Raw genomic sequence first — 21,917 nt, 5'->3', positions numbered from 1 at the left:
ACCGCCGTGCGCCGCTACGGCGTGTTGTAAAAATAAAACGCCCGGGGTAACTTGCGAGGACGCCACACGAGTTCTTCGCATGGCCGTATCGCCTCTGGTCGGCCTGCCGACCGACCGTAAACGCATCGGCCGGCATCCGTTCCTGGTCGCCGGAGAAAAGTATCTGCGTGCCGCGGTCGATGGCGCCGGGGTGACGCCGGTGCTGTTGCCCTCGCTGCAGCCGCCGGTCGCGCCGTGCGATTGGCTGGCACGGCTGGACGGCCTGTTACTGACCGGGGCGGTCAGCAACATCGAACCGCATCACTACGGCGACGAACCCAGCTGGCTCGGCAATCCGCACGATCCGGCACGCGATGCCACCACGCTGGACCTGATCCCGCAGGCGATTGCGCTCGGCCTGCCGATCCTGGCGATCTGCCGCGGCTTCCAGGAAGTCAACGTGGCCCTGGGCGGCGCCTTGCACCAGAAGGTGCATGCGGTGCCCGGGTTGACCGATCATCGCGAGGACACCCAGTCGGCGCTGGACCAGCAGTACGCGCCGGTGCACGAGGTGATCCTGAGCGAGGGCGGCTGGCTGGCCGACATCGCCGGCAAGCCGCGGGTGCGGGTCAACTCGCTGCACGGGCAGGGCGTGGCCCGGCTCGGCGGCGACCTGATCGTGGAGGCGCGGGCGCCGGACGGCTTGATCGAGGCGTTCCGCGGTACCGGTCCCGGCTTCCTGCTCGGCGTACAGTGGCACCCGGAATGGCGCGTCCTCGACGACCCGTTCTATCTGGGCATCTTCCAATCCTTCGGCGACGCCTGTCGCCACTACGCGGCTCGCCGCACGCACTGAATCGATCTCCCATGGCCAGCCGACCGCGCTCGCGCAAGAACACCCCCGAACAGCAGGAAAGCTCGCTGCGGCGTTGGCTCAAGGAGCGTCACATCACCGAGGTCGAGTGCCTGGTGCCGGACATCACCGGCAACGCGCGCGGCAAGATCATTCCCGCGGCCAAGTTCTCCCACGACTACGGCACGCGCCTGCCCGAGGGCATCTTCGCCACCACCGTCACCGGCGAGTATCCCGACGACTACTACGACCTGACCTCGCCGTCGGATTCGGACATGCAGCTGCGCCCGGATCCGGACACGGTGCGGATGGTGCCGTGGGCCACCGACCCGACCGCGCAGGTGATCCACGACTGCTATACCAAGGAAGGCCAGCCGCACGACCTGGCGCCGCGCAACGTGTTGCGCGGGGTGCTGCAGGCGTATGCGACGATCGGCTTCAAGCCGGTGGTGGCGCCGGAGCTGGAATTCTTCCTGGTGCAGAAGAACACCGACCCGGATTTCCCGCTGCTGCCGCCGGCCGGGCGTTCCGGCCGGCCGGAGACCGCGCGGCAGTCGTACTCGATCGACGCGGTCAACGAGTTCGACCCGATCCTGGACCTGATGTACGACTATTGCGATGCGATGGAACTGGACGTGGACACCTTGATCCACGAATCCGGCGCGGCGCAGCTGGAGGTCAACTTCACCCATTCCGATGCGCTGTCGCGCGCCGATCAGGTGTTCCTGTTCAAGCGCACGATGCGCGAGGCGGCGATGCGCCACGGCGTCTACGCCACGTTCCTGGCCAAGCCGATGGAGAACGAGCCGGGCAGCGCGATGCACATCCACCAGAGCCTGGTCGACAAGCACGGCAAGAACGTGTTCAGCGGCCGCCGCGCCGGCGAGTACAGCCGCACTTTCGCGCACTACCTGGCCGGGCTGCAGAAGTACGTGCCGATGGCGATGGCGGTGCTGGCGCCGAACGTCAATTCCTACCGCCGGCTGATGTTCGGCGAGGTGTCGCCGAGCAACGTGCTGTGGGGCTTCGACAACCGCACCTGCGGGCTGCGGGTGCCGATCGATACGATCGAGAACATGCGGGTGGAGAGCCGCTTCGCCGGCTCCGACGCCAATCCGTATCTGGCGATGGCGGCGACGCTGGCCTGCGGGTTGCTGGGCATCCGCGAGAAGCTGGAGCCGACCGCGCCGATCAGCGGCAATGGCAAGGAGATGGGCTATCAGTTGCCGCGTTCGCTGGGCGAGGCGCTGGACGAGCTGGAGCGCTGCGCGCCGCTGCAGGAGTTGCTGGGGCCGCGTTTCGTGCGTGCCTACATCTCGGTCAAGCGCAAGGAGTACGAGACGTTCTTCCGGGTGATCAGTTCGTGGGAGCGGGAGTTCTTGTTGTTGAACGTGTGAGCCCGGCATCGCTGGCGATGGCGGATCGGGCAGGGCGCAGTGGCTAGCTTTTGCGGTTGCCGTTGCCGTGCTGTTGCTGTTGCTGTTGCTTTAGCTGTTGCTTGTGATTTGCCGGGTTCCCTTCCGAAGCGGCGAACCAGGCGGGAAAAACCCGAAGGGCGGCGCACAGGGATGTGCGCCGTCCGCGGCAGGGGCAGGATGCCCCTTCCGCGGATCCCGTCTGGTTCGCGGACCCGGAGCGCGCAGCGCGGAGGGCGCGCAGGCAGGGTGTGCTTTCTTTTGGTTACTTTTCTTTGCACAAGCAAAGAAAAGTGACCCGCGCAGCGGAAGCTTTGCTCCTGCTCATGTTGTTGCTCAAGGCTTGCAAGCGAAGGCAGAAAAAAGCAAAGGCAAAGGCAAAGGCTTTCGCCTTGCGGCGAGTCACTTTTCTTTGCTCGCGCAAAGAAAAGTAACCAAAAGAAAGCGCGCCCTGCCTCGCGCCTTCCGCGCTGCGCGCTACAGGTCCGCGTCCATGACGGGGATTCGCGGAAGGGGGCATCCTGCCCCTGCCGCGAACGGCGCACATCCATGTGCGCCGCCCCTTCGGGGTTTTTCCCCGCCATGGCCGCCGCTGCGGAAGGGAACCCGGTAAGTCAAAAGCAATTGCAAAGGCAACAACCAAAGCCAAAGCGACAGCAAGAGCAGGAAAGCAAGAGCATGGGAGCAAGAGCAGGGGAGCAAGAGCAGGGGAGCAAGAGCAAGAGCAGCAAGAGCAGCAAGAGCAGCAAGAGCAGCAAGAGCAGCAAGAGCAGCAAGAGCAGTAGCAACAGCCACGACGACAGCGGCAGCAACAGGCACAGCAACGAGCATGGAGTGGACATGGATCGGATAGAGACACGGGCTCTGCAGGACCTGGATGCGGCGCATCACCTGCACCCGTTCAACGACAACGCCGCATTGGCCCAGAAAGGCACGCGCATCCTTACCCGCGGCGACGGCGCCTACGTCTGGGACGCCGACGGCAACAAGCTGCTCGACGCCTTCGCCGGGCTGTGGTGCGTCAACGTCGGCTACGGGCGCAAGGAACTCGGCCAGGCCGCCGCGCGGCAGATGGAACAGCTGGCGTACTACAACAGCTTCTTCCAGTGCACCACCGAACCCACCATCCGCCTCGCCGCCAAACTCGCCGAACTGACCCCCGGCGACCTCGACCATGCCTTCTTCACCAACTCCGGCTCCGAGGCCAACGACACCATCCTGCGCCTGGTGCGGCACTTCTGGGCCGTGCAGGACCAGCCGCAGAAGAGCATCTTCATCGGCCGCCACGACGGCTACCACGGCACCACCATGGCCGGCGCCAGCCTCGGCGGCATGAAAGGCATGCACCGCCAGGGCGGGCTGCCGATCCCCGACATCCACCATATCGACCCGCCATACCCGTTCGGCGACGGCGGCGACCTGGACCCGGAGGAATACGGCCTGCTGGCCGCGCGCCGACTCGAGGACAAGATCCTGGAACTGGGGCCGCAGCGCGTGGCCGCGTTCATCGGCGAGCCGATCATGGGCGCGATCGGCGTGTACATCCCGCCGCGCAGCTACTGGCCGGAGATCGAGCGCATCTGCCGCCGCTACGACGTGCTGCTGGTCGCCGACGAAGTGATCTGCGGTTTCGGCCGCACCGGCGAATGGTTCGGCGCGCAGCACTTCGGGTTCCAGCCGGACGTGATGACCATCGCCAAGGGCATCACCTCCGGCTACATCCCGCTCGGCGCGGCGATGTTCGGCAAGCGCGTGGCCACGGTGCTGAAGGAGCAGGGCGGCGAGCTGGCGCACGGTTGCACCTATTCGGGGCATCCGGTGTGCGCGGCGGTGGCGCTGGAGAACCTGCGCCTGCTGCAGGACGAGGGCATCGTCGAACGCGCGCGCCGCGAGCTCGCGCCGTACCTGGCGCAGCGCTGGGCCGAGCTGGGCGAGCACCGGCTGGTCGGGCAGGCGCGCATCGTCGGCATGATCGGCGCGCTGGAACTGGTGCCGGACAAGCCGCGCCGGCACTATTTCCCCGAGCGCGGCAAGGTCGGCGCGCTGTGCCGCGACCACGCGCTGCGCCGCGGCCTGATCCTGCGCGCGACCAACGATGCGATGCTGCTGTCGCCGCCGCTGATCCTCAGCCGCGCCCAGGTCGACGAGCTGTTCGACAAGGCCTGGCTGGCGCTGGAGGACACCGCGCAGGCGCTGGGCAAATAGGCCGGCGCTGGTTAGTCTGGATGGGTCGTCTTGAGTCGGCCGCGCGACGCCGCGGCGTGTATCTTCCGAACTTCCCCATGGACCTGCGGAGATCTGCAATGAAGCTGCGACTGCTCACCCTTTCCCTTTCCGCGGCGCTGCTCGCCTCCTGTGGCGGTTCCGGCGGCGGCGAGGGCGGCAAGCCGGCGGCGGGCGAGGACCAGGTCCTCAACGTCTACAACTATTCGGACTACATCGCCGAGAACACCGTGCCCGCGTTCGAGAAGGCCAGCGGGGTCAAGGTCACCTACGACGTGTTCGACAGCGACGAGATGGTCGAGACCAAGTTGCTGGCCGGCGGCAGCGGCTACGACGTGGTGGTGCCGACGCTGAACTTCTTCGGCCGGCAGATCCAGGCCGGCGTGTTCCTGCCGCTGGACAAGAGCAAGATCCCGAACCTGGCCAACCTGGACCCGGAGATCATGCAGCGCATCGCGCAGCAGGACCCGGGCAACAAGTACGGCGTGCCGTACATGGTCGGCACCACCGGCATCGGCTACAACGTGGACAAGGTCAAGGCCGCGTTCGGCAGCACCGACATCGCCAACAGCTGGGACCTGGTGTTCAAGCCGGAGAACATCGCCAAGCTCAAGGACTGCGGCGTCACCATCCTCGATACGCCCTCGGACCTGATCCCGATCGCGCTGCACTACCAGGGCGAGGATCCGCACACTACCGACAGCGCCAAGATCGAGCAGGCCGCGGCGCTGATCAAGCGCATTCGCCCATACGTGCAGAACTTCCACTCCTCGCAGTACGTGACCTCGCTGGCCAACGGCAGCACCTGCCTGGCGGTGGGCTGGTCCGGCGACATCATCCAGGCGCGCGACCGCGCCGAGGAAGCCAACAACGGCGTGCACGTGGCCTATTCGATTCCCAAGGAAGGCGCGCCGCAGTGGTTCGACATGCTGGCGATCCCGAAGGATGCCAAGCATCCGGAGAACGCCTACAAGTTCATCAACTACCTGCTGACGCCGGACGTGGCCGCGGCCAATTCCAACTTCATCCACTACGCCAATCCGGTGCCGAAGGCGACGCCGCTGGTGGATGCGGCGATCCGCAACGACCCGACCATCTACCCGCCGCCGGACGTGGCGGCGAAGATGTTCACCTATTCGATCAACCCGCCCGAGGTGGACAAGCTGTATACCCGCCTGTGGACGGAGATCAAGACCGGCCGCTGAGCCGGTCGCGTCCGTGGTCCATGGCGCGGCGACGCGGCGCCTGCACGCAGTACGGCCGCGCCGCGCGCGGCCGCCGAAGGGGAGGACCACCGGGACGCGCGCCAGCGCGGCGTCCCGCCAACCGCTGCCCGCAACGGGCGGCATGGAGACGACGATGAAGCGGCGAGCGATAGCGGGGATGGTGGCGGTGCTGTGCCTGGCGGGCTGTGGCGGATCGGGCCAGGGCGGGGGCGCGACGCAGGCGGCGGGCGGCGGCGATGCGCAGCAACTGAACGTCTACAACTGGTCGGACTACATCGCCGAGGGCACCGTGCCCGGCTTCGAGCGGCACAGCGGTATCCACGTCACCTACGACGTGTTCGACAGCAACGAAGTGCTGGAAGCCAAGCTGCTGGCCGGCGGCAGCGGCTACGATTTGGTGGTGCCGTCGCTGAGTTTCCTCGGCCGGCAGATCCAGACTGGCGTGTTCCTGCCGCTGGACAAGCGCAAGATCCCCAACCTGGCCAATCTGGACCCGGCGATGATGCAGCGCATCGCCCAGCAGGATCCGGGCAATACCTACGCGGTGCCGTACCTGTGGGGCACCACTGGCATCGGCTACAACGTCGACAAGATCCAGGCCGCGTTCGGCAGCACCGACGTGGTCGGCAGCTGGGACCTGGTGTTCAAGCCGGAGAACCTGGCCAAGCTCAAGGACTGCGGGGTGACCTTTCTCGACACCGCCTCGGAGATCGTGCCGACCGTGCTGCATTACCTGGGCGAGGACCCGAACAGCACCGACCCGAAGGTGATCGAGAAGGCCGCGGCCAAGCTCAAGGAAATCCGCCCCTACATCCAGAACTTCCATTCCTCGCAGTACATCGACGCGCTGGCCAAGGGCAGCACCTGCCTGGTGGTGGGCTGGTCTGGCGACATCCTGCAGGCGCGCGACCGCGCCGAGGAAGCCAAGAACGGCGTGCACATCGCCTATGCGATTCCCAAGGAAGGCGCGCTGCAGTTCTTCGACATGCTGGCCATTCCCAAGGACGCCAAGCATCCGGAGAACGCCTACCAGTTCATCAACTACCTGCTGACCCCGGAAGTGGCCGCGGCCAACACCAACTTCGTCAGCTATCCGAACGCGGTGCCCAAGTCGCTGCCGCTGATCGATGCGGCCATCAGCGGCGACCGCACCATCTACCCGCCGGCCGAGGTGCAGGCCAAGCTGTTCGCGCTGGCGGTGATGCCGCCGGAGGTGGATCGCCAGTACACGCGGCTGTGGACCGAGCTGAAGACCGGGCGCTGAGCGACATCGCCGCACACGATTCCCCTCTCCCTGCGGGAGAGAGGGGTAGGGGTGAGGGTACGGCGCAGGTGGAAGGCCCGAACAGCAGGCCATACCAGATGCGCCACGCCGCAAGCCAGCGGCCGCCACCGCGAAGGCGAGGAAAGAGGGGCGCCACCCCGCCACGAGCGCAGGCGCGCAGACGCCTGAACGCCCCGCCGACCGGCGCTCACACAATCTGGACCCGCCAGTGCAGCAACGGTATTGACTGATGCGGGCGCCGAGGCCAGCCGGCGGGGCTGCCACCCATCGCAGGCCACGCGCCAGGGTCAGCGATCGGGCACCACGCCCATCGCATCCGGCCGGTTCACGACCCGCGCCCCAGTGGTCGATGCCTTCCACGACTACGTGTCGATCACTGCGAGGCAGTCGGTGCCACTGATGGCCACGGCAGGCCCCACGGCTGCGCGGGATTAACCGCCACGCTGATCGGCAGTGCCGCAGCGCCCAGTATGGCTTGGTTGTAGGCGATTCCCGGCTCGGCAAGCTCAACGTGGCGGGGGTAGGGCCGAATAGGGTCGGTTCGACGCTGAAATGGCTATTGCTGCTTCCAGGTCATTGGCACAGCGACAAGCCTTTCGGTATTCCCGCCTGCGGCGGTCGCGGGCTCCCACAGCATGTCATCGATAACCTTGAGCGTCGCCGCATCGAGCGCGGCCGATCCGCTGGACGACGCGATGGCGCATTTCCTGGCCCGGCCCGCTGCATCCAACGCGCAGCGCGCCACTGTCCGTCCTTCCACGCCGGACTTCAATGCCGATTTGGGATAGTAGATCGAGATATCGGACGGCCTGCTCAGCAGGCGCGGCGCAGAGGCATCGCTTGCGACATTCTCTCTTGCAAGCATTTCGTTCGCCAAATATCCGGTGCATTGGCTTTGGGAGCCAAGCCAATAATCATTGTAGATATCTGGGAAAAGAGATTCAGACTTGCCAGCCATGAAGGTGTTTCTTAGATACGAAATAAGCTTATTTCTCAATGGGATCGGCGTCTTTGCAACCCTCCCTTTCATGCATGAGGCGTATTTCTCTTCATTTCCCTTGAAAGCAGATCGCATGTCGTCATCAGCCGATCTGGACATTTCAGAAGCATATTCCATGCTCTTTTTGAAAATTCCTCCCATCCATATTTCAAATATTTCGTCATCCGTGATTGCAGCCCCGGCCGCCTGGGATTGGGCCTGCGCTTCGCCAGCGAGCGGCGGCGTAATGGCGGCATTGAGCGCCATAACGGGCATTATCTCATTGATAGAATCAATGAGAGCCGCGCAGTTATCCACTTGCTGGTCGAACTGTTTTCGATCTGCGGATTGCCAGACTTTCCGCCCTTGGCCGATATATTGGTTGCGCTCCTTCTCGGAGGGATTGCGCTTTCGAAAATCGGGACTATCGGTCAAAAAAACGAACATCTCGCGGCTCTCGTCGATGGACTTGTCCTGCTTCGAATCGCCTGATTTTGGAAAGGCCTCTAACAATCCCCGGCACGTGAGCATCAACTCGTCCTCCTGGCGCACATCACTTCCGTCCAACAATTGCGCGCTTGCCGGAACCGTCCAAACCCAGCAGGCCAGCAGCATCACCCGCCACGCCAATCCGGTCGTTCTGTGGAAACGCTTCATGATTCGCTTGCTCCGCTGACGGGCCGGCAGGCATGGGCCCTGTACACCGACATCCGCAAAAGCGGGACGCGGACTGCCAGGGCGGCGTGCCATGACAGATACATGTAAAGTCGCCGTACGCTGCCGTCTGGTGAATGCGCGCCAGGCGGCGCGTCCCTGTCCCTGCATCGTCAGGCGCACAGGCGACGATGGTCCCCCACCCCCAGGAACCTGCGACTTGAGCACCCACGACCCAGATCCCACGCAGACGCAACGGCAGGCGGCTTCGGACGAGGCGCGGGCCGCGCCGGCCCAGGACGATGGCAAGGACGACGGCAAGCAAGCCGACAAACCGTCGCCGCTGAAGCATCCCAAGGTGAAATGGACGCTGCTGCTGATCGGCCTGGTCGTGCTGATCGCCCTGGTGGGGTGGCTGATCCATTACCTGACCACCGGCCGCTACCTTCAGGAAACCAACAACGCCTATCTGCAGGCCGATGCGGTGGCGGTGGCGCCGCGGGTCAACGGCTACGTGACCGCGGTGTACGTCGGCGACAACCAGACGGTCACGGCCGGGCAGCCGCTGCTGCAGATCGACGAGCGCACCTACCGCGCCACGCAGCAACAGGCGCAGGCCGTGGTCGCGGTGCGCCAGGCCGACATCGCCGCCGCCGCGGCCGGGCTGCAGGCGCAGCGCGCCACCCTGCTGCAGGCGCGCACCCAGGTCACCGCGGTCGCGGCCAGCCTGCGCTTCGCCCAGGCCGAGGCCAAGCGCTTCGCGCCGCTGGCCGCGTCCGGCGCCGATACCCACGAGCACTACGAGAGCATCGTCCACGACCGCGATCGCGCGCAGGCCCAGTACGACGCGGCCAAGGCGCAGGTCGTCGCCGCCGAAAGCCAGGTGCAGGGCGCCGGCGCGCAGCTCGACCAGGCCCGCGCCGGGCTGCAGCAGGCGCAGGCCGACGCCGACCAGGCGCAGGTGGCGATGGAGGACACGCGGCTGACCGCGCGCATCGACGGCCGCATCGGCGACAAGACCGTGCAGGTCGGCCAGTTCGTCGCCGCCGGCACCCGGCTGATGAGCGTGGTGCCGGTCGACGCGCTGTACCTGAGCGCCAATTTCAAGGAAACCCAGGTCGGGCTGATGCGGCCCGGGCAGCCGGCGCGGATCGAGGTCGATGCGCTGTCCGGGGTCGAACTGGACGGCGTGGTCGAAAGCATCGCGCCGGGCACCGGCTCGCAGTTCGCACTGCTGCCGCCGGAGAACGCCACCGGCAACTTCACCAAGGTGGTGCAGCGGGTGCCGGTGCGGATCCGGCTCAAGGCCGGCGCGGAGGCGCGCAAGGTGCTGGTGCCGGGCATGTCGGTGACGGTCACCGTGGACACGCGTGCGGCCAAGGACGCCAGGGACCGCGTGCAGCAGGAAAGCAAGCAGGGCGAGGGCGCACCGTGAGCGAGGCCGCCGCTGCCCCGGCGGCGGGCGCTGGCGCACGGCAGAAGGCCGATGCCGGCGCGTGGCTGGCGGTCGCCGCCGGCACCATCGGCTCGTTCATGGCGACGCTGGACATCTCCATCGTCAACGCCGCGCTGCCGACCATCCAGGGCGAGGTCGGCGCCAGCGGCACCGAGGGCACCTGGATCTCGACCTCCTATCTGGTCGCCGAGATCGTGATGATCCCGCTGACCGGCTGGTTCGTGCGCACCCTGGGCTTGCGCAACTTCCTGCTGATCTGCGCGCTGCTGTTCACCTTCTTCTCGGTGGTCTGCGGGCTGTCCAACAGCCTGACCATGATGATCCTCGGCCGCGTCGGCCAGGGCTTCGCCGGCGGCGCGCTGATCCCCACCGCGCTGACCATCGTCGCCACGCGGCTGCCGCCGGCGCAGCAGACCATGGGCACCGCGCTGTTCGGCATGACCGTGATCCTGGGGCCGGTGATCGGGCCGCTGCTCGGCGGCTGGCTCACCGAGAACGTCAGCTGGCACTACGCGTTCTTCATCAACGTGCCGATCTGCGCCGGGCTGGTGGCGCTGCTGCTGCTCGGCCTGGCGCACGAGCGGATGAACCTGCGCGGGCTGCTCGACGCCGACTGGCTCGGCATCTTCGGCCTCACCGCCGGGCTCGGCGCGCTGACCGTGGTGCTGGAGGAAGGCCAGCGCGAGCGCTGGTTCGAATCCTCGCAGATCGTGCTGCTGAGCCTGCTCTCGGCGCTGGGCTTCATCGCCCTGGTCGCCTCGCAGTTCCTCAGCCGGCAGCCGGTGATCCGCCTGTCGATCCTGCTGCAGCGCAGTTTCGGCGCGGTGTTCGTGATGGTGATGGCGGTGGGCATGATCCTGTTCGGGGTCATGTACATGATCCCGCAGTTCCTGGCCACGATCTCCGGCTACAACACCGAGCAGTCCGGCTACGTGGTACTGCTGTCCGGCGTACCGACCGTGCTGCTGATGCCGTTGATGCCGAAGATGCTGATGCGCGTGGACGTGCGCATCCTGGTGATCGGCGGGCTGAGCTGCTTCGCCACCGCCTGCTTCGTCAACATGAATCTCAGTGCCGATTCGGTCGGCATGCATTTCGTGATCGGCCAGTTGCTGCAGGGTTGCGGCCTGGCGCTGGCGATGATGTCGCTGAACCAGGCGGCGATCTCCTCGGTGCCGCCGGAGCTGGCCGGCGATGCCTCCGGGCTGTTCAACGCCGCGCGCAACATGGGCGGCTCGATCGGCCTGGCGCTGATCTCCACCTTCCAGGAGCGGCGCATGGTGTTCCACACGCAGATGATCGGCAGCGGCACCAGCGCCAATTCGCCGCTGGCGCAGGACTATCTGCACGGCCTGGCGGCGCAGCTGCAGTCGGTGACCGGCGCCGGCGCGGCGCTGCAATCGCTGGCGCAGCTGGCGCGGATGGTGCAGCAGCAGGCGCTGGTGATGACCTACAACGACTTGTTCTGGATCTTCGGGGTGATCGTGGTGTGCACGATCCCGCTGGCGTTCCTGCTCAAACCGCTGCCCAAGGGCGGCGCTCCGCTCGCGATGCATTGAGGATTCCATGGCTCAGCGTTGGTCCCGTGTGCTCGTCCCCGCCGCGCTGCCGCTGCTGCTGGCGGCCTGTGTGCTCGGCCCGGACTACGTGAAGCCGCCGCCGGTGGCCGTGGCGGCGCAGGCGCAGCCGCAGCTGCATCGCGCCGATGCGGTGGCCGCGGCGGCCGGGGTGGTGCCGGCCGCGCCGCCGCAGCGCTGGTGGGAGGCGCTGCAGGATCCGCAGTTGAACAGCCTGGTCGAACAGGCGCTGCAGAACAGCCCGAACCTGCGCGCGGCGCAGGCCAGGCTGCGCGCCTCGCGCGCGCTGGTGCAGCAGCGCCATGCCGAGCAGCTACCCAGTGTCGGCGCCAATGCCGCCTACCTCAACGCCAGGGCGCCGGACGCGCTGGTCGATGGCCTGGGCGGCATTGCCGCCGGCAGCGGCCAGCCATTGGACATCGACCCGCATGCGCAGCTGTACAGCGTCGGCTTCGACGCCAGCTGGGAGCTGGATTTCTTCGGCCGCCGCCGCCGCGCCAGCGAAGGCGCGCTGGCCGACGCGCAGGCCGACGAGGCCGAGCTGGCCGACACCCAGGTGCAGCTCGCCGCCGAAGTGGGACAGGCCTATCTGGGCTATCGCGGCACCCGCGCGCGCATCGCCATCGCCCAGCGCAACCTGGAAGCGGCGCGGCAGACCCTGCAACTGACCCGGCAACGCCGCGAGCGCGGCGCCGACGCCGACCTGCAGGTGGAGCGCGCGCAGGCGCAGCTGCAGCAGCAGGAGGCGGTGTTGCCCGACCTGCAGGCGCAGGCGAAGGAGGCGCTGGACCAGCTGGCGCTGATGATCGGCCGCGAGCCGGGCGCGCTCGACGCCGCGCTGGCCGCGGACCGGCCGCTGCCGACGCTGCCGGCGGTGGTGCCGGTGGACGATGCAGGATCGTTGATCCGCCGCCGCCCCGACGTGCGCCGCGCCGAACGCCAGCTGGCGTCCTCGTCGGCGCAGATCGGGCAGGCGCTGAGCGCGTACTTCCCACAGGTGACCCTGCTCGGCAACATCGGCATGGCCGCGCCCTCGCCGGGCGAGCTCGGCAGCGATGCGGTCAACCGCGTGGTCGCGCCGTTCCTGCGCTGGTCGATCTTGGATTTCGGCGCGACCAGGGCCAAGGTCGCGCAGGCTCGCGCCGGCAATGCCGCGCGCCTGGCCGCCTACGAAGGCACCGTGTTGGCGGCGCTGCAGGACGCCAACAGCGCGCTGGCGCGGTTCGGCGCTGCCCGCCAGCAGGCGCTGGCCGCGGCCAAGGCCGAAGCCTCGGCGGACCGTTCCGCGGCCTTGTTGCAACAGCGTTACGCCGCCGGCGCCTCTTCGCTGATCGATGCGCTGGACGTACAGCGCCAGCAGGCCTCGGCGCAGGACAGCGCGGTGCAGGCGCGCACCCAGGTGCTGCTGCGCTACGTGGCGCTGCAGAAGAGCCTGGGCCTGGGCTGGGCGCCGCCGCCATCGGCAGCGCAAACGCAGGCGCAATAAACGCCTGCGCCGCGGTATCGCCGATGCGGCGGCCGCGGCTACACTGGGGTCGGCCGCGCAATCCCGGCAGCATCGTCTTCCACGGGGAGCAACAGATGGCGTTGAGCGAAGCGAGACCCGATCTTCCGCCGGCCGCGATCGCGGCTGCGGCGGCGCCGCCGGCCAAGGGTAGCGGTTACCTGTCCATCGCCGGCCTGCGCAAGGAATTCGACGGCTTTGTCGCGCTCGACGACGTCGACCTGGATATCCGCAAGGGCGAGATCTTCGCCCTGCTCGGCGGTTCCGGCAGCGGCAAGTCCACGCTGCTGCGCTGCCTGGGCGGGTTCGAGCAACCCAGCCGCGGCCGCATCGTGCTCGACGGCCAGCCGCTGGACGATCTGCCGCCGTACGAGCGCCCGCTCAACATGATGTTCCAGTCCTACGCGCTGTTCCCGCACATGACCGTGGCGCAGAACATCGCCTTCGGGCTGAAGCAGGACGGGCTACCGCGCGCGGCCATCGCCAAGCGCGTCGGCGAGATGCTGGAGCTGGTGCAACTGGGCAAGCTCGGCAAGCGCAAGCCGCACCAGCTCTCCGGCGGCCAGCAGCAGCGCGTGGCCTTGGCGCGTTCGCTGGCCAAGGGGCCGAAGCTGCTGCTGCTGGACGAGCCGATGGGCGCGCTGGACAAGAAGCTGCGCTCGCAGATGCAGCTGGAGCTGGTCAACATCATCGAAACCTCCGGGGTGACCTGCGTGATGGTCACCCACGACCAGGAGGAGGCGATGACCATGGCCACCCGCATCGCGCTGATGGATGCCGGCTGGATCCAGCAGATCGGCACCCCGGACGAGATCTACGAGCAGCCGGCCAACCGCTTCGCCGCCGAGTTCATCGGCTCGGTGAACCTGATCGACGCCACCATCGACGAGGACATGCCGGACTATGTGACCCTGCGCGCCGGCGCCTTCGCCGACAGCATCTACGTCGGCCACGGCATCACCGGCATCACCGGGCAGCCGGTGTCGTTCGCGGTGCGCCCGGAGAAGCTGGGCATCGGCAAGGACGCGCCGGCGCAGGCCTACAACAAGGCGCAGGGCACGATCGAGGACATCGCCTACTTCGGCAGCCATTCGGTCTACCACGTGCGCCTGCCCAGCGGCGTCAAGCTGATGGCCAACTTCGCCAACCAGCAGCGCTGGGCCAGCGACAACCTGACCTGGGGCGATGCGGTGTGGGTGTGGTGGAGCGACAACGACGGCGTGGTGCTGACCGCATGAGCGCGCCCGCCGCCGCCAGCGTGCCCGCCGCGCAACCCGCGCCGCCGCGGCGCACGCTGCTGCAGCGCTTGCGCAAGCGGCGCCTGCCCGGCGCGCGCTGGGCGGTGATCGCCGCGCCGTATCTGTGGCTGCTGCTGTTCTTCGCGATCCCGTTCCTGATCGTGCTGCGTATCTCCTTCGCCGAGCAGGCGATCAGCAGCCCGCCGTACAGTTCGCTGCTGGACTACACGGACGGCGTGCTGACGTTGAAGTTCACCCTGCAGAACTACCTGGCGCTGGTGCGCGACAACCAGTACATCGAAGCCTACTGGGGTTCGATCAAGATCGCCGGGATCTCGACCCTGCTGACCCTGCTGATCGGCTATCCGATGGCCTACGTGATCGCGCGGCTGTCGCCGTCGGCGCGCAACATCGCGATGATGCTGGTGGTGCTGCCGTCGTGGACCTCGTTCCTGATCCGCGTCTACGCCTGGATCGGCATCCTCGACAGCAACGGCGTGCTCAACCGCGCGCTGCTGGCGCTGGGGCTGATCGAGCAGCCGCTGCGCATCCTGTACACGCCGATCGCCGCCTACATCGGCATCGTCTACTGCTATCTGCCGTTCATGGTGCTGCCGCTGTACGCCACGCTGGTGAAACAGGACCAGCGCCTGCTGGAAGCCGCCTACGATCTCGGCGCGCGGCCGTGGAAGGCGTTTGCGACCATCACCCTGCCGATGTCGCGCCCGGGCATCGTCGCCGGCTGCATGCTGGTGATGATCCCGGCGGTGGGCGAGTTCGTGATCCCGGAAATGCTCGGCGGGCCGGACACGCTGATGATCGGCCGGGTGCTGTGGGGCGAGTTCTTCAACAACCGCGACTGGCCGGCGGCCTCGGCGGTGGCGATCGCGATGCTGATGCTGCTGATGGTGCCGATCCTGATCTTCAACCGCTACCAGCAACGCCAGCTCGCAGGCGGCCAGGCATGAGCGCGCTGCGCGGCGGGCGGGTGCTGCGCTGGACGGTGCTGAGCGGCGGCTTCGCCTTCCTGTACCTGCCGATCCTGCTGCTGATGGTGTACTCGTTCAATGCCTCCAAGCTGGCCACGGTGTGGGCCGGGTTCTCCACCAAGTGGTATGGCGAGCTGCTGCGCGACCGGCAGATCCTGCAGGCGGCGTGGATCAGCCTGAAGGTGGCGTTCTGGACCGCGACCGCCGCGATGGTGATCGGCACGCTGGCGGCGATGGTGATGACCCGCTTCCGCCGTTTCCCCAGCAAGAGCCTGTTCGGCGCGCTGGTGACCGCGCCGCTGGTGATGCCGGAGGTGATCATCGGCCTGTCGATCATGATGATGCTGGTGTCGATGGGCGGGCTGATCGGCATCCCGCCCAAGGGCGTGACCGCGATCTGGGCCGCGCACGTCACCTTCACCCTGTCCTTCGTCACCGTGGTGGTGTCCTCGCGCCTGCAGGAACTGGACCGCTCGCTGGAAGAAGCGGCGATGGACCTGGGCGCGAACCGGCTCAAGGTGTTCTTCCTGATCACCTTGCCGATCATCGCCCCGGCGCTGGTGTCCGGCTGGCTGCTGGCCTTCACCCTGTCGCTGGACGACGTGGTGATCGCCAACTTCGTGGCCGGGCCCAACTCGACCACGCTGCCGATGACCGTGTTCTCCTCGGTGCGGATGGGGCTGAAGCCGAAGATCAACGCACTGGCTACGCTGATGGTGTTGGCGGTGTCGATCGCCGCCTGCGTCGGCTGGTGGCTGATGGCACGCAGCGAGAAGCGACGCCAGCGCGACATCCAGCTGGCGCTGCAGCAGGGCGGCTGACGGGTCTTCGACCCGGGTCTTGCGGTCGGCTGCTTATTGTGGGAGCGACTTCAGTCGCGACGGGCGTTACCGGGAAGGCCTGTCGCGACTGATGTCGCTCCCACAAAAGTCCTACAAAGGCCTTAGCCGCCGCAGAACGCTGTGGTCCATCGCTTCGGCGCTGTCGCCACGCCGCCGCAACCTTCGCGGCGCTAGGCTTGCCGGACTTTTCCCAGGAGTCCGTCGCGATGGCTTACGACACCGTCAATCCCGCCACCGGCCAGGTCGACTACAGCCTGGAGCTGATGGATGCCGCCGCCGTCGAGCAGCGCCTGGCCGCGTCCGCGCAGGCGTTTCCCGCATGGGCGGAAACGCCGCTGCAGCAGCGCGGCGCGCTGTTGCGGCAGGTCGGCGCGCAGTTGCGCGCGCGCCGCGAAGACCTCCAGCGGCTGATGACCGCGGAGATGGGCAAGCTGCGCAAGGAGGCGTTGGCCGAGATCGACAAGTGCGCCGATGCCTGCGACTACTATGCCGAACATGCCGCCGATTACCTGCGCGACGTGCCGGTGACGACCGATGCGCAGCGCAGCTACGTGCGCTACGAACCGCTGGGCTGCGTGCTGGCGGTGATGCCGTGGAACTTCCCGCTGTGGCAGGTGTTCCGGTTCCTGGCGCCGGCGCTGATGGCCGGCAACGTGGCCCTGCTCAAGCACGCCAGCAACGTGCCGCGCTGCGCCGACGCGATCCACGCGGTGCTCGCCGCCGCCGGCGTACCGGCCGGCGTGTTCGACGTGCTGCACATCGACAACGACCAGGCCGCCGCGGTGCTGCGCGATGCGCGCATCGCCGCGGTGACCCTGACCGGCAGCGAGCGCGCCGGCCGTTCCATCGCCGCCAACGCCGGCGATCAGCTGAAGAAGTGCGTGATGGAACTCGGCGGCAGCGATGCCTTCGTGGTGCTGGACGACGCCGACCTGGAGCTCACCGTGGCCGCGGCGGTGAAGTCGCGCTTCGACAATGCCGGGCAGACCTGCATCGCGGCCAAGCGTTTCGTGGTGGTCGCGGCGATCGCCGACGACTTCGTGCGCCGCTTCGTCGCCGCGGCCAGCGCGCGCCGGCTCGGCGACCCGCAGGACGCGGCGACCACGCTGGCGCCGCTGGCGCGGCAGGACCTGCGCGACGAACTGCACAGGCAGGTGCAGGCCAGCATCGCCAAAGGCGCCAGGCCGCTGCTCGGCGCCGCGCCCGACAGCTCCACCCACGCCGGCTATCCGGCCTCGATCCTAGACCACGTGGTGCCGGGCATGCCGGCCTACGACGAGGAACTGTTCGGCCCGGTCGCCGCGATCCTGCGCGTGGCCGACGAAGCAGAAGCGGTGCGGGTGGCCAACGACACCAGCTTCGGCCTGGGCGGCAGCGTGTGGAGCGCCGACCGCGCCCGCGGCGAGCGTGTCGCACGCCAGCTGCAATGCGGCGCGGCCTTCGTCAACGCCATCGTCAAGAGCGACGTGCGCCTGCCGTTCGGCGGCATCAAGCGCTCCGGCTTCGGTCGCGAACTGGCCGAGCATGGCATTCATGAGTTCATGAATATCAAGTCGGTGTATGTGGGGTGAGGCTGGGAATCGGGAATGGAGAATGGGGAATCGGAAAAGCCGCGCTACGCGGTCAGTTTCCTGGCGATGCGCCTTGATGTCGGCGCAACTACCGGCCAGTAGCGCGCTGTGCTGTTGCCATTCCCGTTTCCCCATTCCCCATTCCCGCCGCCGCACCGCGGCGGCTCACAGCCACCGCGCTCGCTTGAACCCCAGATACAGCCCCAAACACACCGCACCCACGCCGCCGATCATCAGCGGGTAGGCCCAGGGCCATTCCAGTTCCGGCATCTGCTTGAAATTCATGCCGTACCAGCTGGTGATCAGGGTCGGGGCGGCGAGTAGCGCGGCCCAGGCGCCGAGGCGCTTGACCGTTTCGCCCTGGGCCAGGGTCACCAGCGACAGGTTCACGCTCAGCGCGGCGCCGAGCATCTCGCGCAAGGTGTCGATCGCCTCGTTGGTGCGCACCGCGTGGTCGAGCACGTCGCGCAGGTACAGCCGCACTTCGTCGGGGATCAGCGGGCCGGGGTTGCGCTTGAGGTGGGCCAGCACGTCCTGCAGCGGCGCCACGCCCAGGCGCATCTGGTTGAGTTCGCGCTTGAGTTCGTACAGGCGGATCGCGGTGTCGCGCCGGTAGGCTTCGGCGAAGATGTCCTTCTCCAGGCGTTCCAGGCCCTGCCGGAACTCGTCCAGGATCGGCTGGTAGTTGTCGACGATGTAGTCCAGCACCGCGTACAGCGCGTAGGACGGGCCGAGCTGCATCAGCGCCACCTCGCGCTCCAGCCGCGCGCGCACCGGCGCATACGGCAGCGAGGCGCCGTGGCGCACGGTCAGCAGGAAGCGCACGCCGAGGAAGGCGTGGGTCTCGCCGTAGACGATGCGCTCGTCGATCACCTGCGCGGTGTGCACGGCCAGGAACAGCGAATTGCCGTAGGCCTCGACCTTGGGCCGCTGGTGCGCCTTGCGCGTGTCCTCGATCGCCAGGTCGTGCAGCTGGAATTCTTCCTGCAGCTGCTGCAGCACATGGTCGGCGGGTTCGTACATGCCGACCCAGACGAAGCCGTCGGACTCGGCCAGTACGTCGCTGATCTGCTCCAGGGCGATGTCGTGGCGGCGGCCGTGGCCGTCGTAGTGCACGCAGTTGATGACACAGGCGGGATTTGCGGGGACGGAAGCCATGGGCGGGAATGGTGCGCGGGCAGGATCAGCGCTGCAAGCGGCGCCGTGTGAACGCCCAGGCCAGCGCCGCATGCAGCGGCAGCAGCAGGGCGATCCACTGCAGGTTGAACTGCGGCTGCAGCATCGACAGCCAATGGATCAGCAGCGCCGCGCCGGCCAGGGCGACCACCAGCCACAGCGCGATGCCGAACCAGCGTCCGGGCGGGCGGCCGCGCAGGTGCGCGATGGCCCCGCCGACCAGCAGCAGGCACAGCGGGTCGAGCAGCAGCAGGTTGCGATTGGCCCAGGCCGCACGGTGATCGCTGCAGCCCCACAGGTATAGCAGCACGCCGCCGCCGAGCACGCACAGCAGCCAGAACGGCAGCGCCAGCGCTGCCAGCCAGCGCGGCCGCCGGGCCAGGGCGAGCACCCCGGCGGCGGCCAGCAGCCCGGCCAGCAGCCACGGCCACCAATGCCGCGCCTGTTCGCTCGGTTCCGGCGCCAGCCGCTGCGGCAGCAACTGCTGACGCGCCTGCACCAGCGGCCGGCCGGCGCGGTTGCGCACCTCGCCCAGGCTCTCGGCCAGGCGCATCGGCACGAACGCCTCTTCCCAGCGCGACAGCGGCTTGTCGGCGAACGGGCCCAGGCCCAGGTCGAAGCCCAGCCACATCCACGGCGCCGGCGAGGCCAGGCGCACCGATTCGCTGCGGTAGGTGTTGCCGCGCGAACGCCCGGACAGCTGCGCGTGCAGCGCGCCGTCCAGCGCGCGGTCCAGCGCGTCGCGGACCATCGTGGCGCAGTTGGCGGTGTAGTAGTCGTAGCGGTAGCGCGCGTTTTCCGGGCGCGCGCGCCAGGCCAGCGCCTGCTGCAGCGCGCGCGCCTGCGCCGGTTGCATGTCCAGCCACTGGATGTCCACGCCGCGGCCGGCGTCGCGGTACTGCGTCAAGTCGTCCTGCAGCGGCAGGGCGACCAGGTAATACATCATGTCGCCGGCGGCGAAGCGGCTGACGAAGTCCGGTTCGCCGGGGTCGAAGAAACCGAAGTTGTACGACGTGGCCTGGCCGCTGCGCGGATCCACCACCACGATCGCATCGTGGCCGAAGCGTTCGAAGAACACCTCGCCCGGCTGCATCGTGGCCACGCCGATGCGCGGCGCCGGTGCCGACGCGTCGTCGCTTGACCGGCCGGCAACGGGCGCCGCGGCGGAGGCGGGCGCCAGCGCCGGCGGCGCCGGGTCCGCGGCGCCGGCCTGTGCGAAGGCCAGCGCCGCGCAGCAGGCCAGCAGCGTGCCCAGCAGCCACTGCGGCCAGCCGCGTGCCGGCATCCGCCACAGCGGGCGAGCGATCAAGCGTCTTCCTGCGGGTCGGGCGGCAGGATGGTGACGTGGAAGGCCTGCACCCGGCGCGCGTCGGCGCGCGCCACGCGGAACGCGAAGCGGCCCAGGGTCAGCTCCTCGCCGGTTTCCGGCAGGTGGCCGATGGCCTCGGTGACCAGACCGCCGACGGTGTCGTAGTCGTCGTCGGAGAAGTCGGCACCGAACCGCTCGTTGAAATCCTCGATCGGGGTCAGCGCATCGACCACGTACTGGCCGTCGGCCTGCGCGGCGATCAGCGAGGCTTCGTCCTCGGCATCGTCGTGCTCGTCGTCGATCTCGCCGACGATCTGCTCCAGCACGTCCTCGATGGTGACCAGGCCGGCGACGCCGCCGTACTCGTCGACCACGATCGCCATGTGGTTGCGCGAGAGCCGGAACTCCTTGAGCAGCACGTTGAGCTTCTTCGACTCGGGGATCAGCACCGCCGGGCGCAGCAGCTCGCGCACCGTGCCCGGACCGTGGTCGGCAACCACGCCGCGCAGCAGGTCCTTGGCCAGCAGGATGCCGAGGATGTCGTCCTTGTTCTCGCCATGCACCGGGAAGCGCGAGTGGCCGGATTCGACCACCTGCTTCATCAGGTCGAGAAAGCGCGATTCCGCCGACAGCGACACCATCTGCGAACGCGAGATCATCACATCGCCGACGGTGAGTTCGGACACCGACAGCGCGCCCTCCATCATGCGCAAGGTGTCGGCGGCGATCAGCCCGTGCTGCTGGGCGTCGCGCAGCACCTCGACCAGGTCGTCGCGGGTGTGCGGGTCGCCGGAGAAGACCGCGCCGAGGCGTTCCAGCCAGCCGCGGCGTTTTTCATGGGTTTCCGGAAGGGGGCTGCTAGCGTCGTCTTCTGACATGTTCTATGGATACGGCACCCGGTCTGCCGGGCGATGTGCGCAAGTCTAGCAGGGCCAATGGGACAGAGCCGCGACGCCGGCCGCGGCCGCGGCGGCGCGCGGGCACGGCCTCAGCCGCCGCCGGCGGGCGCGTGCAGCGGGTCCGGCGCCGGCGCGGCGTCCGGATCCTCCGGCAGGTCCAGGCTGTAGCTGCAGCCGGCCAGGGTCTTGCCCGGATGCGACTGCACCGTGGACAGGCTGAGGATGATCGATTCGATCATCGGCGCGCCGGTCTTGGGGTCGATCACGTCGCGGCTGACCAGCTCGCGGCCGAACATCGCCTTTCCCGGCGTATCCACTGCCGCTTCCAACTGCAACTGCCTGGCCAGCGGGCGCGGATCGGCCAAGTCCAGGATCGCCATCACGCTGGCGCCGGCCACGCCGATGCGCGTGGCGCTGTGGCCGAACACCTGGATCGGCCGCAGCAGCTCGTATTCGCGCATGAACAGGTTGGATTGCGGCAGCGGCCGCCAGCCCTGCGCCACCGCCTTCAGCGGATCGGCCAGCAACGGCCCCAGCGCGGCGAAGTCGGCCACGCGCTGGCGGCATTCGAGCAGCGCCGGCAGATCGATGGCGGGGGTGGGGGCGGCCGCCGCGGGCAGCGCGGCCGCGAGCGCGAGCAGAAGCAACGATGGACGGATCAACGCGCTGGACCTCGGGCCGGAGAGCGGAGTGGCGCGGCGCAGCGGCCGCGCGGCAACGTTAGCGCCGGCGCCCGCGCTTG

General features: G+C 68.1%; 17 protein-coding genes. 12 read left to right on the top strand and 5 right to left on the bottom strand.

Annotated elements, in window-relative coordinates; genetic code table 11:
* Positions 1–79: 79 nt before the first annotated feature.
* The 5 genes from FZ025_RS00915 (at position 80) to FZ025_RS00895 (ending at position 6,960) form a co-directional block, all read left to right on the top strand.
* A complete protein-coding gene (locus FZ025_RS00915) occupies positions 80–835 on the top strand; it encodes a gamma-glutamyl-gamma-aminobutyrate hydrolase family protein (RefSeq protein ID WP_104558825.1) in 756 nt (251 codons plus the stop codon).
* An 11-nt stretch (positions 836–846) separates the two neighbouring features.
* Positions 847–2,229, top strand: a complete 1,383-nt coding sequence (locus tag FZ025_RS00910; protein ID WP_104558826.1) for a glutamine synthetase family protein — start codon at positions 847–849, stop codon at positions 2,227–2,229.
* 858 nt (positions 2,230–3,087) lie between these two features.
* The gene (locus FZ025_RS00905) at positions 3,088–4,452 is read left to right on the top strand and encodes an aspartate aminotransferase family protein (RefSeq protein ID WP_104558827.1); all 1,365 of its coding nucleotides are present in this window, start codon (positions 3,088–3,090) and stop codon (positions 4,450–4,452) included.
* Positions 4,453–4,550: 98 nt separating this feature from the next.
* Complete coding sequence (locus FZ025_RS00900; protein WP_104558828.1) at positions 4,551–5,675, top strand: polyamine ABC transporter substrate-binding protein; 1,125 nt, start codon at positions 4,551–4,553, stop codon at positions 5,673–5,675.
* A 154-nt stretch (positions 5,676–5,829) separates the two neighbouring features.
* Positions 5,830–6,960, top strand: a complete 1,131-nt coding sequence (locus tag FZ025_RS00895; protein ID WP_104558829.1) for a polyamine ABC transporter substrate-binding protein — start codon at positions 5,830–5,832, stop codon at positions 6,958–6,960.
* 577 nt (positions 6,961–7,537) lie between these two features.
* Here the strand turns inward: FZ025_RS00895 and FZ025_RS00890 are convergent.
* Complete coding sequence (locus FZ025_RS00890; RefSeq protein ID WP_158185505.1) at positions 7,538–8,617, bottom strand: TonB family protein; 1,080 nt, start codon at positions 8,615–8,617, stop codon at positions 7,538–7,540.
* 217 nt (positions 8,618–8,834) lie between these two features.
* On the opposite strand from FZ025_RS00890, the gene FZ025_RS00885 reads away from it, so the two are divergent.
* The 7 genes from FZ025_RS00885 (at position 8,835) to FZ025_RS00855 (ending at position 17,791) form a co-directional block, all read left to right on the top strand.
* Positions 8,835–10,049, top strand: a complete 1,215-nt coding sequence (locus FZ025_RS00885) for an HlyD family secretion protein (protein WP_104558831.1) — start codon at positions 8,835–8,837, stop codon at positions 10,047–10,049.
* Positions 10,046–11,629: a DHA2 family efflux MFS transporter permease subunit gene (locus FZ025_RS00880; RefSeq protein WP_104558832.1), complete on the top strand. Its 1,584-nt coding sequence runs from the start codon at positions 10,046–10,048 to the stop codon at positions 11,627–11,629. The genes FZ025_RS00885 and FZ025_RS00880 overlap by 4 nt, the downstream gene beginning before the upstream one ends.
* A gap of 7 nt (positions 11,630–11,636) precedes the next feature.
* Positions 11,637–13,133, top strand: a complete 1,497-nt coding sequence (locus FZ025_RS00875; RefSeq protein WP_046977766.1) for an efflux transporter outer membrane subunit — start codon at positions 11,637–11,639, stop codon at positions 13,131–13,133.
* Positions 13,134–13,228: 95 nt separating this feature from the next.
* On the top strand, positions 13,229–14,389 hold the full coding sequence (locus tag FZ025_RS00870) for an ABC transporter ATP-binding protein (RefSeq protein WP_046977765.1): 1,161 nt from the start codon (positions 13,229–13,231) through the stop codon (positions 14,387–14,389).
* Positions 14,386–15,357 (top strand): ABC transporter permease subunit, encoded by a 972-nt coding sequence (locus tag FZ025_RS00865; protein ID WP_046977764.1) that lies wholly within the window; start codon positions 14,386–14,388, stop codon positions 15,355–15,357. The genes FZ025_RS00870 and FZ025_RS00865 overlap by 4 nt, the downstream gene beginning before the upstream one ends.
* Positions 15,354–16,199 carry an ABC transporter permease subunit gene (locus tag FZ025_RS00860; protein WP_046977763.1) on the top strand — a complete coding sequence of 282 codons (846 nt, stop codon included), beginning with the start codon at positions 15,354–15,356 and terminating at the stop codon, positions 16,197–16,199. Before FZ025_RS00865 ends, FZ025_RS00860 begins: the two co-directional genes overlap by 4 nt.
* A gap of 227 nt (positions 16,200–16,426) precedes the next feature.
* Complete coding sequence (locus FZ025_RS00855; protein ID WP_046977762.1) at positions 16,427–17,791, top strand: NAD-dependent succinate-semialdehyde dehydrogenase; 1,365 nt, start codon at positions 16,427–16,429, stop codon at positions 17,789–17,791.
* A gap of 165 nt (positions 17,792–17,956) precedes the next feature.
* Here FZ025_RS00855 and FZ025_RS00850 read toward each other — a convergent pair whose 3' ends face one another.
* The 4 genes from FZ025_RS00850 to FZ025_RS00835 all read right to left on the bottom strand — a co-directional run bounded on the left by FZ025_RS00850 (position 17,957) and on the right by FZ025_RS00835 (position 21,837).
* The gene (locus FZ025_RS00850; protein WP_046977761.1) at positions 17,957–18,949 is read right to left on the bottom strand and encodes a magnesium and cobalt transport protein CorA; all 993 of its coding nucleotides are present in this window, start codon (positions 18,947–18,949) and stop codon (positions 17,957–17,959) included.
* Between the two features lie 25 nt (positions 18,950–18,974).
* Positions 18,975–20,252, bottom strand: a complete 1,278-nt coding sequence (locus tag FZ025_RS00845; protein WP_244292561.1) for a lipoprotein N-acyltransferase Lnb domain-containing protein — start codon at positions 20,250–20,252, stop codon at positions 18,975–18,977.
* Between the two features lie 20 nt (positions 20,253–20,272).
* Positions 20,273–21,154, bottom strand: a complete 882-nt coding sequence (locus FZ025_RS00840; protein ID WP_046977760.1) for a CorC family transporter — start codon at positions 21,152–21,154, stop codon at positions 20,273–20,275.
* 110 nt (positions 21,155–21,264) lie between these two features.
* Positions 21,265–21,837, bottom strand: a complete 573-nt coding sequence (locus FZ025_RS00835) for a hypothetical protein (protein WP_046977759.1) — start codon at positions 21,835–21,837, stop codon at positions 21,265–21,267.
* Positions 21,838–21,917 lie beyond the last annotated feature (80 nt).

The organism is Xanthomonas hyacinthi (genome assembly GCF_009769165.1).
GTDB classification, from domain to species: Bacteria; Pseudomonadota; Gammaproteobacteria; order Xanthomonadales; family Xanthomonadaceae; genus Xanthomonas_A; species Xanthomonas_A hyacinthi.
Note: the sequence above shows the minus strand (reverse complement) of the source record. Positions and strands in the feature narration are given on the sequence as shown.

Excerpts from the sequence above, each read along its gene's own strand:
- FZ025_RS00915 (WP_104558825.1), top strand. The coding sequence starts at position 80 with ATGGCCGTATCGCCTCTGGTCGGCCTGCCGACCGACCGTAAACGCATC.
- FZ025_RS00910 (WP_104558826.1), top strand. The coding sequence starts at position 847 with ATGGCCAGCCGACCGCGCTCGCGCAAGAACACCCCCGAACAGCAGGAA.
- FZ025_RS00905 (WP_104558827.1), top strand. The coding sequence starts at position 3,088 with ATGGATCGGATAGAGACACGGGCTCTGCAGGACCTGGATGCGGCGCAT.
- FZ025_RS00900 (WP_104558828.1), top strand. The coding sequence starts at position 4,551 with ATGAAGCTGCGACTGCTCACCCTTTCCCTTTCCGCGGCGCTGCTCGCC.
- FZ025_RS00895 (WP_104558829.1), top strand. The coding sequence starts at position 5,830 with ATGAAGCGGCGAGCGATAGCGGGGATGGTGGCGGTGCTGTGCCTGGCG.
- FZ025_RS00890 (WP_158185505.1), bottom strand. The coding sequence starts at position 8,617 with ATGAAGCGTTTCCACAGAACGACCGGATTGGCGTGGCGGGTGATGCTG.
- FZ025_RS00875 (WP_046977766.1), top strand. The coding sequence starts at position 11,637 with ATGGCTCAGCGTTGGTCCCGTGTGCTCGTCCCCGCCGCGCTGCCGCTG.
- FZ025_RS00870 (WP_046977765.1), top strand. The coding sequence starts at position 13,229 with ATGGCGTTGAGCGAAGCGAGACCCGATCTTCCGCCGGCCGCGATCGCG.
- FZ025_RS00865 (WP_046977764.1), top strand. The coding sequence starts at position 14,386 with ATGAGCGCGCCCGCCGCCGCCAGCGTGCCCGCCGCGCAACCCGCGCCG.
- FZ025_RS00860 (WP_046977763.1), top strand. The coding sequence starts at position 15,354 with ATGAGCGCGCTGCGCGGCGGGCGGGTGCTGCGCTGGACGGTGCTGAGC.
- FZ025_RS00855 (WP_046977762.1), top strand. The coding sequence starts at position 16,427 with ATGGCTTACGACACCGTCAATCCCGCCACCGGCCAGGTCGACTACAGC.
- FZ025_RS00850 (WP_046977761.1), bottom strand. The coding sequence starts at position 18,949 with ATGGCTTCCGTCCCCGCAAATCCCGCCTGTGTCATCAACTGCGTGCAC.
- FZ025_RS00845 (WP_244292561.1), bottom strand. The coding sequence starts at position 20,252 with ATGCCGGCACGCGGCTGGCCGCAGTGGCTGCTGGGCACGCTGCTGGCC.
- FZ025_RS00840 (WP_046977760.1), bottom strand. The coding sequence starts at position 21,154 with ATGTCAGAAGACGACGCTAGCAGCCCCCTTCCGGAAACCCATGAAAAA.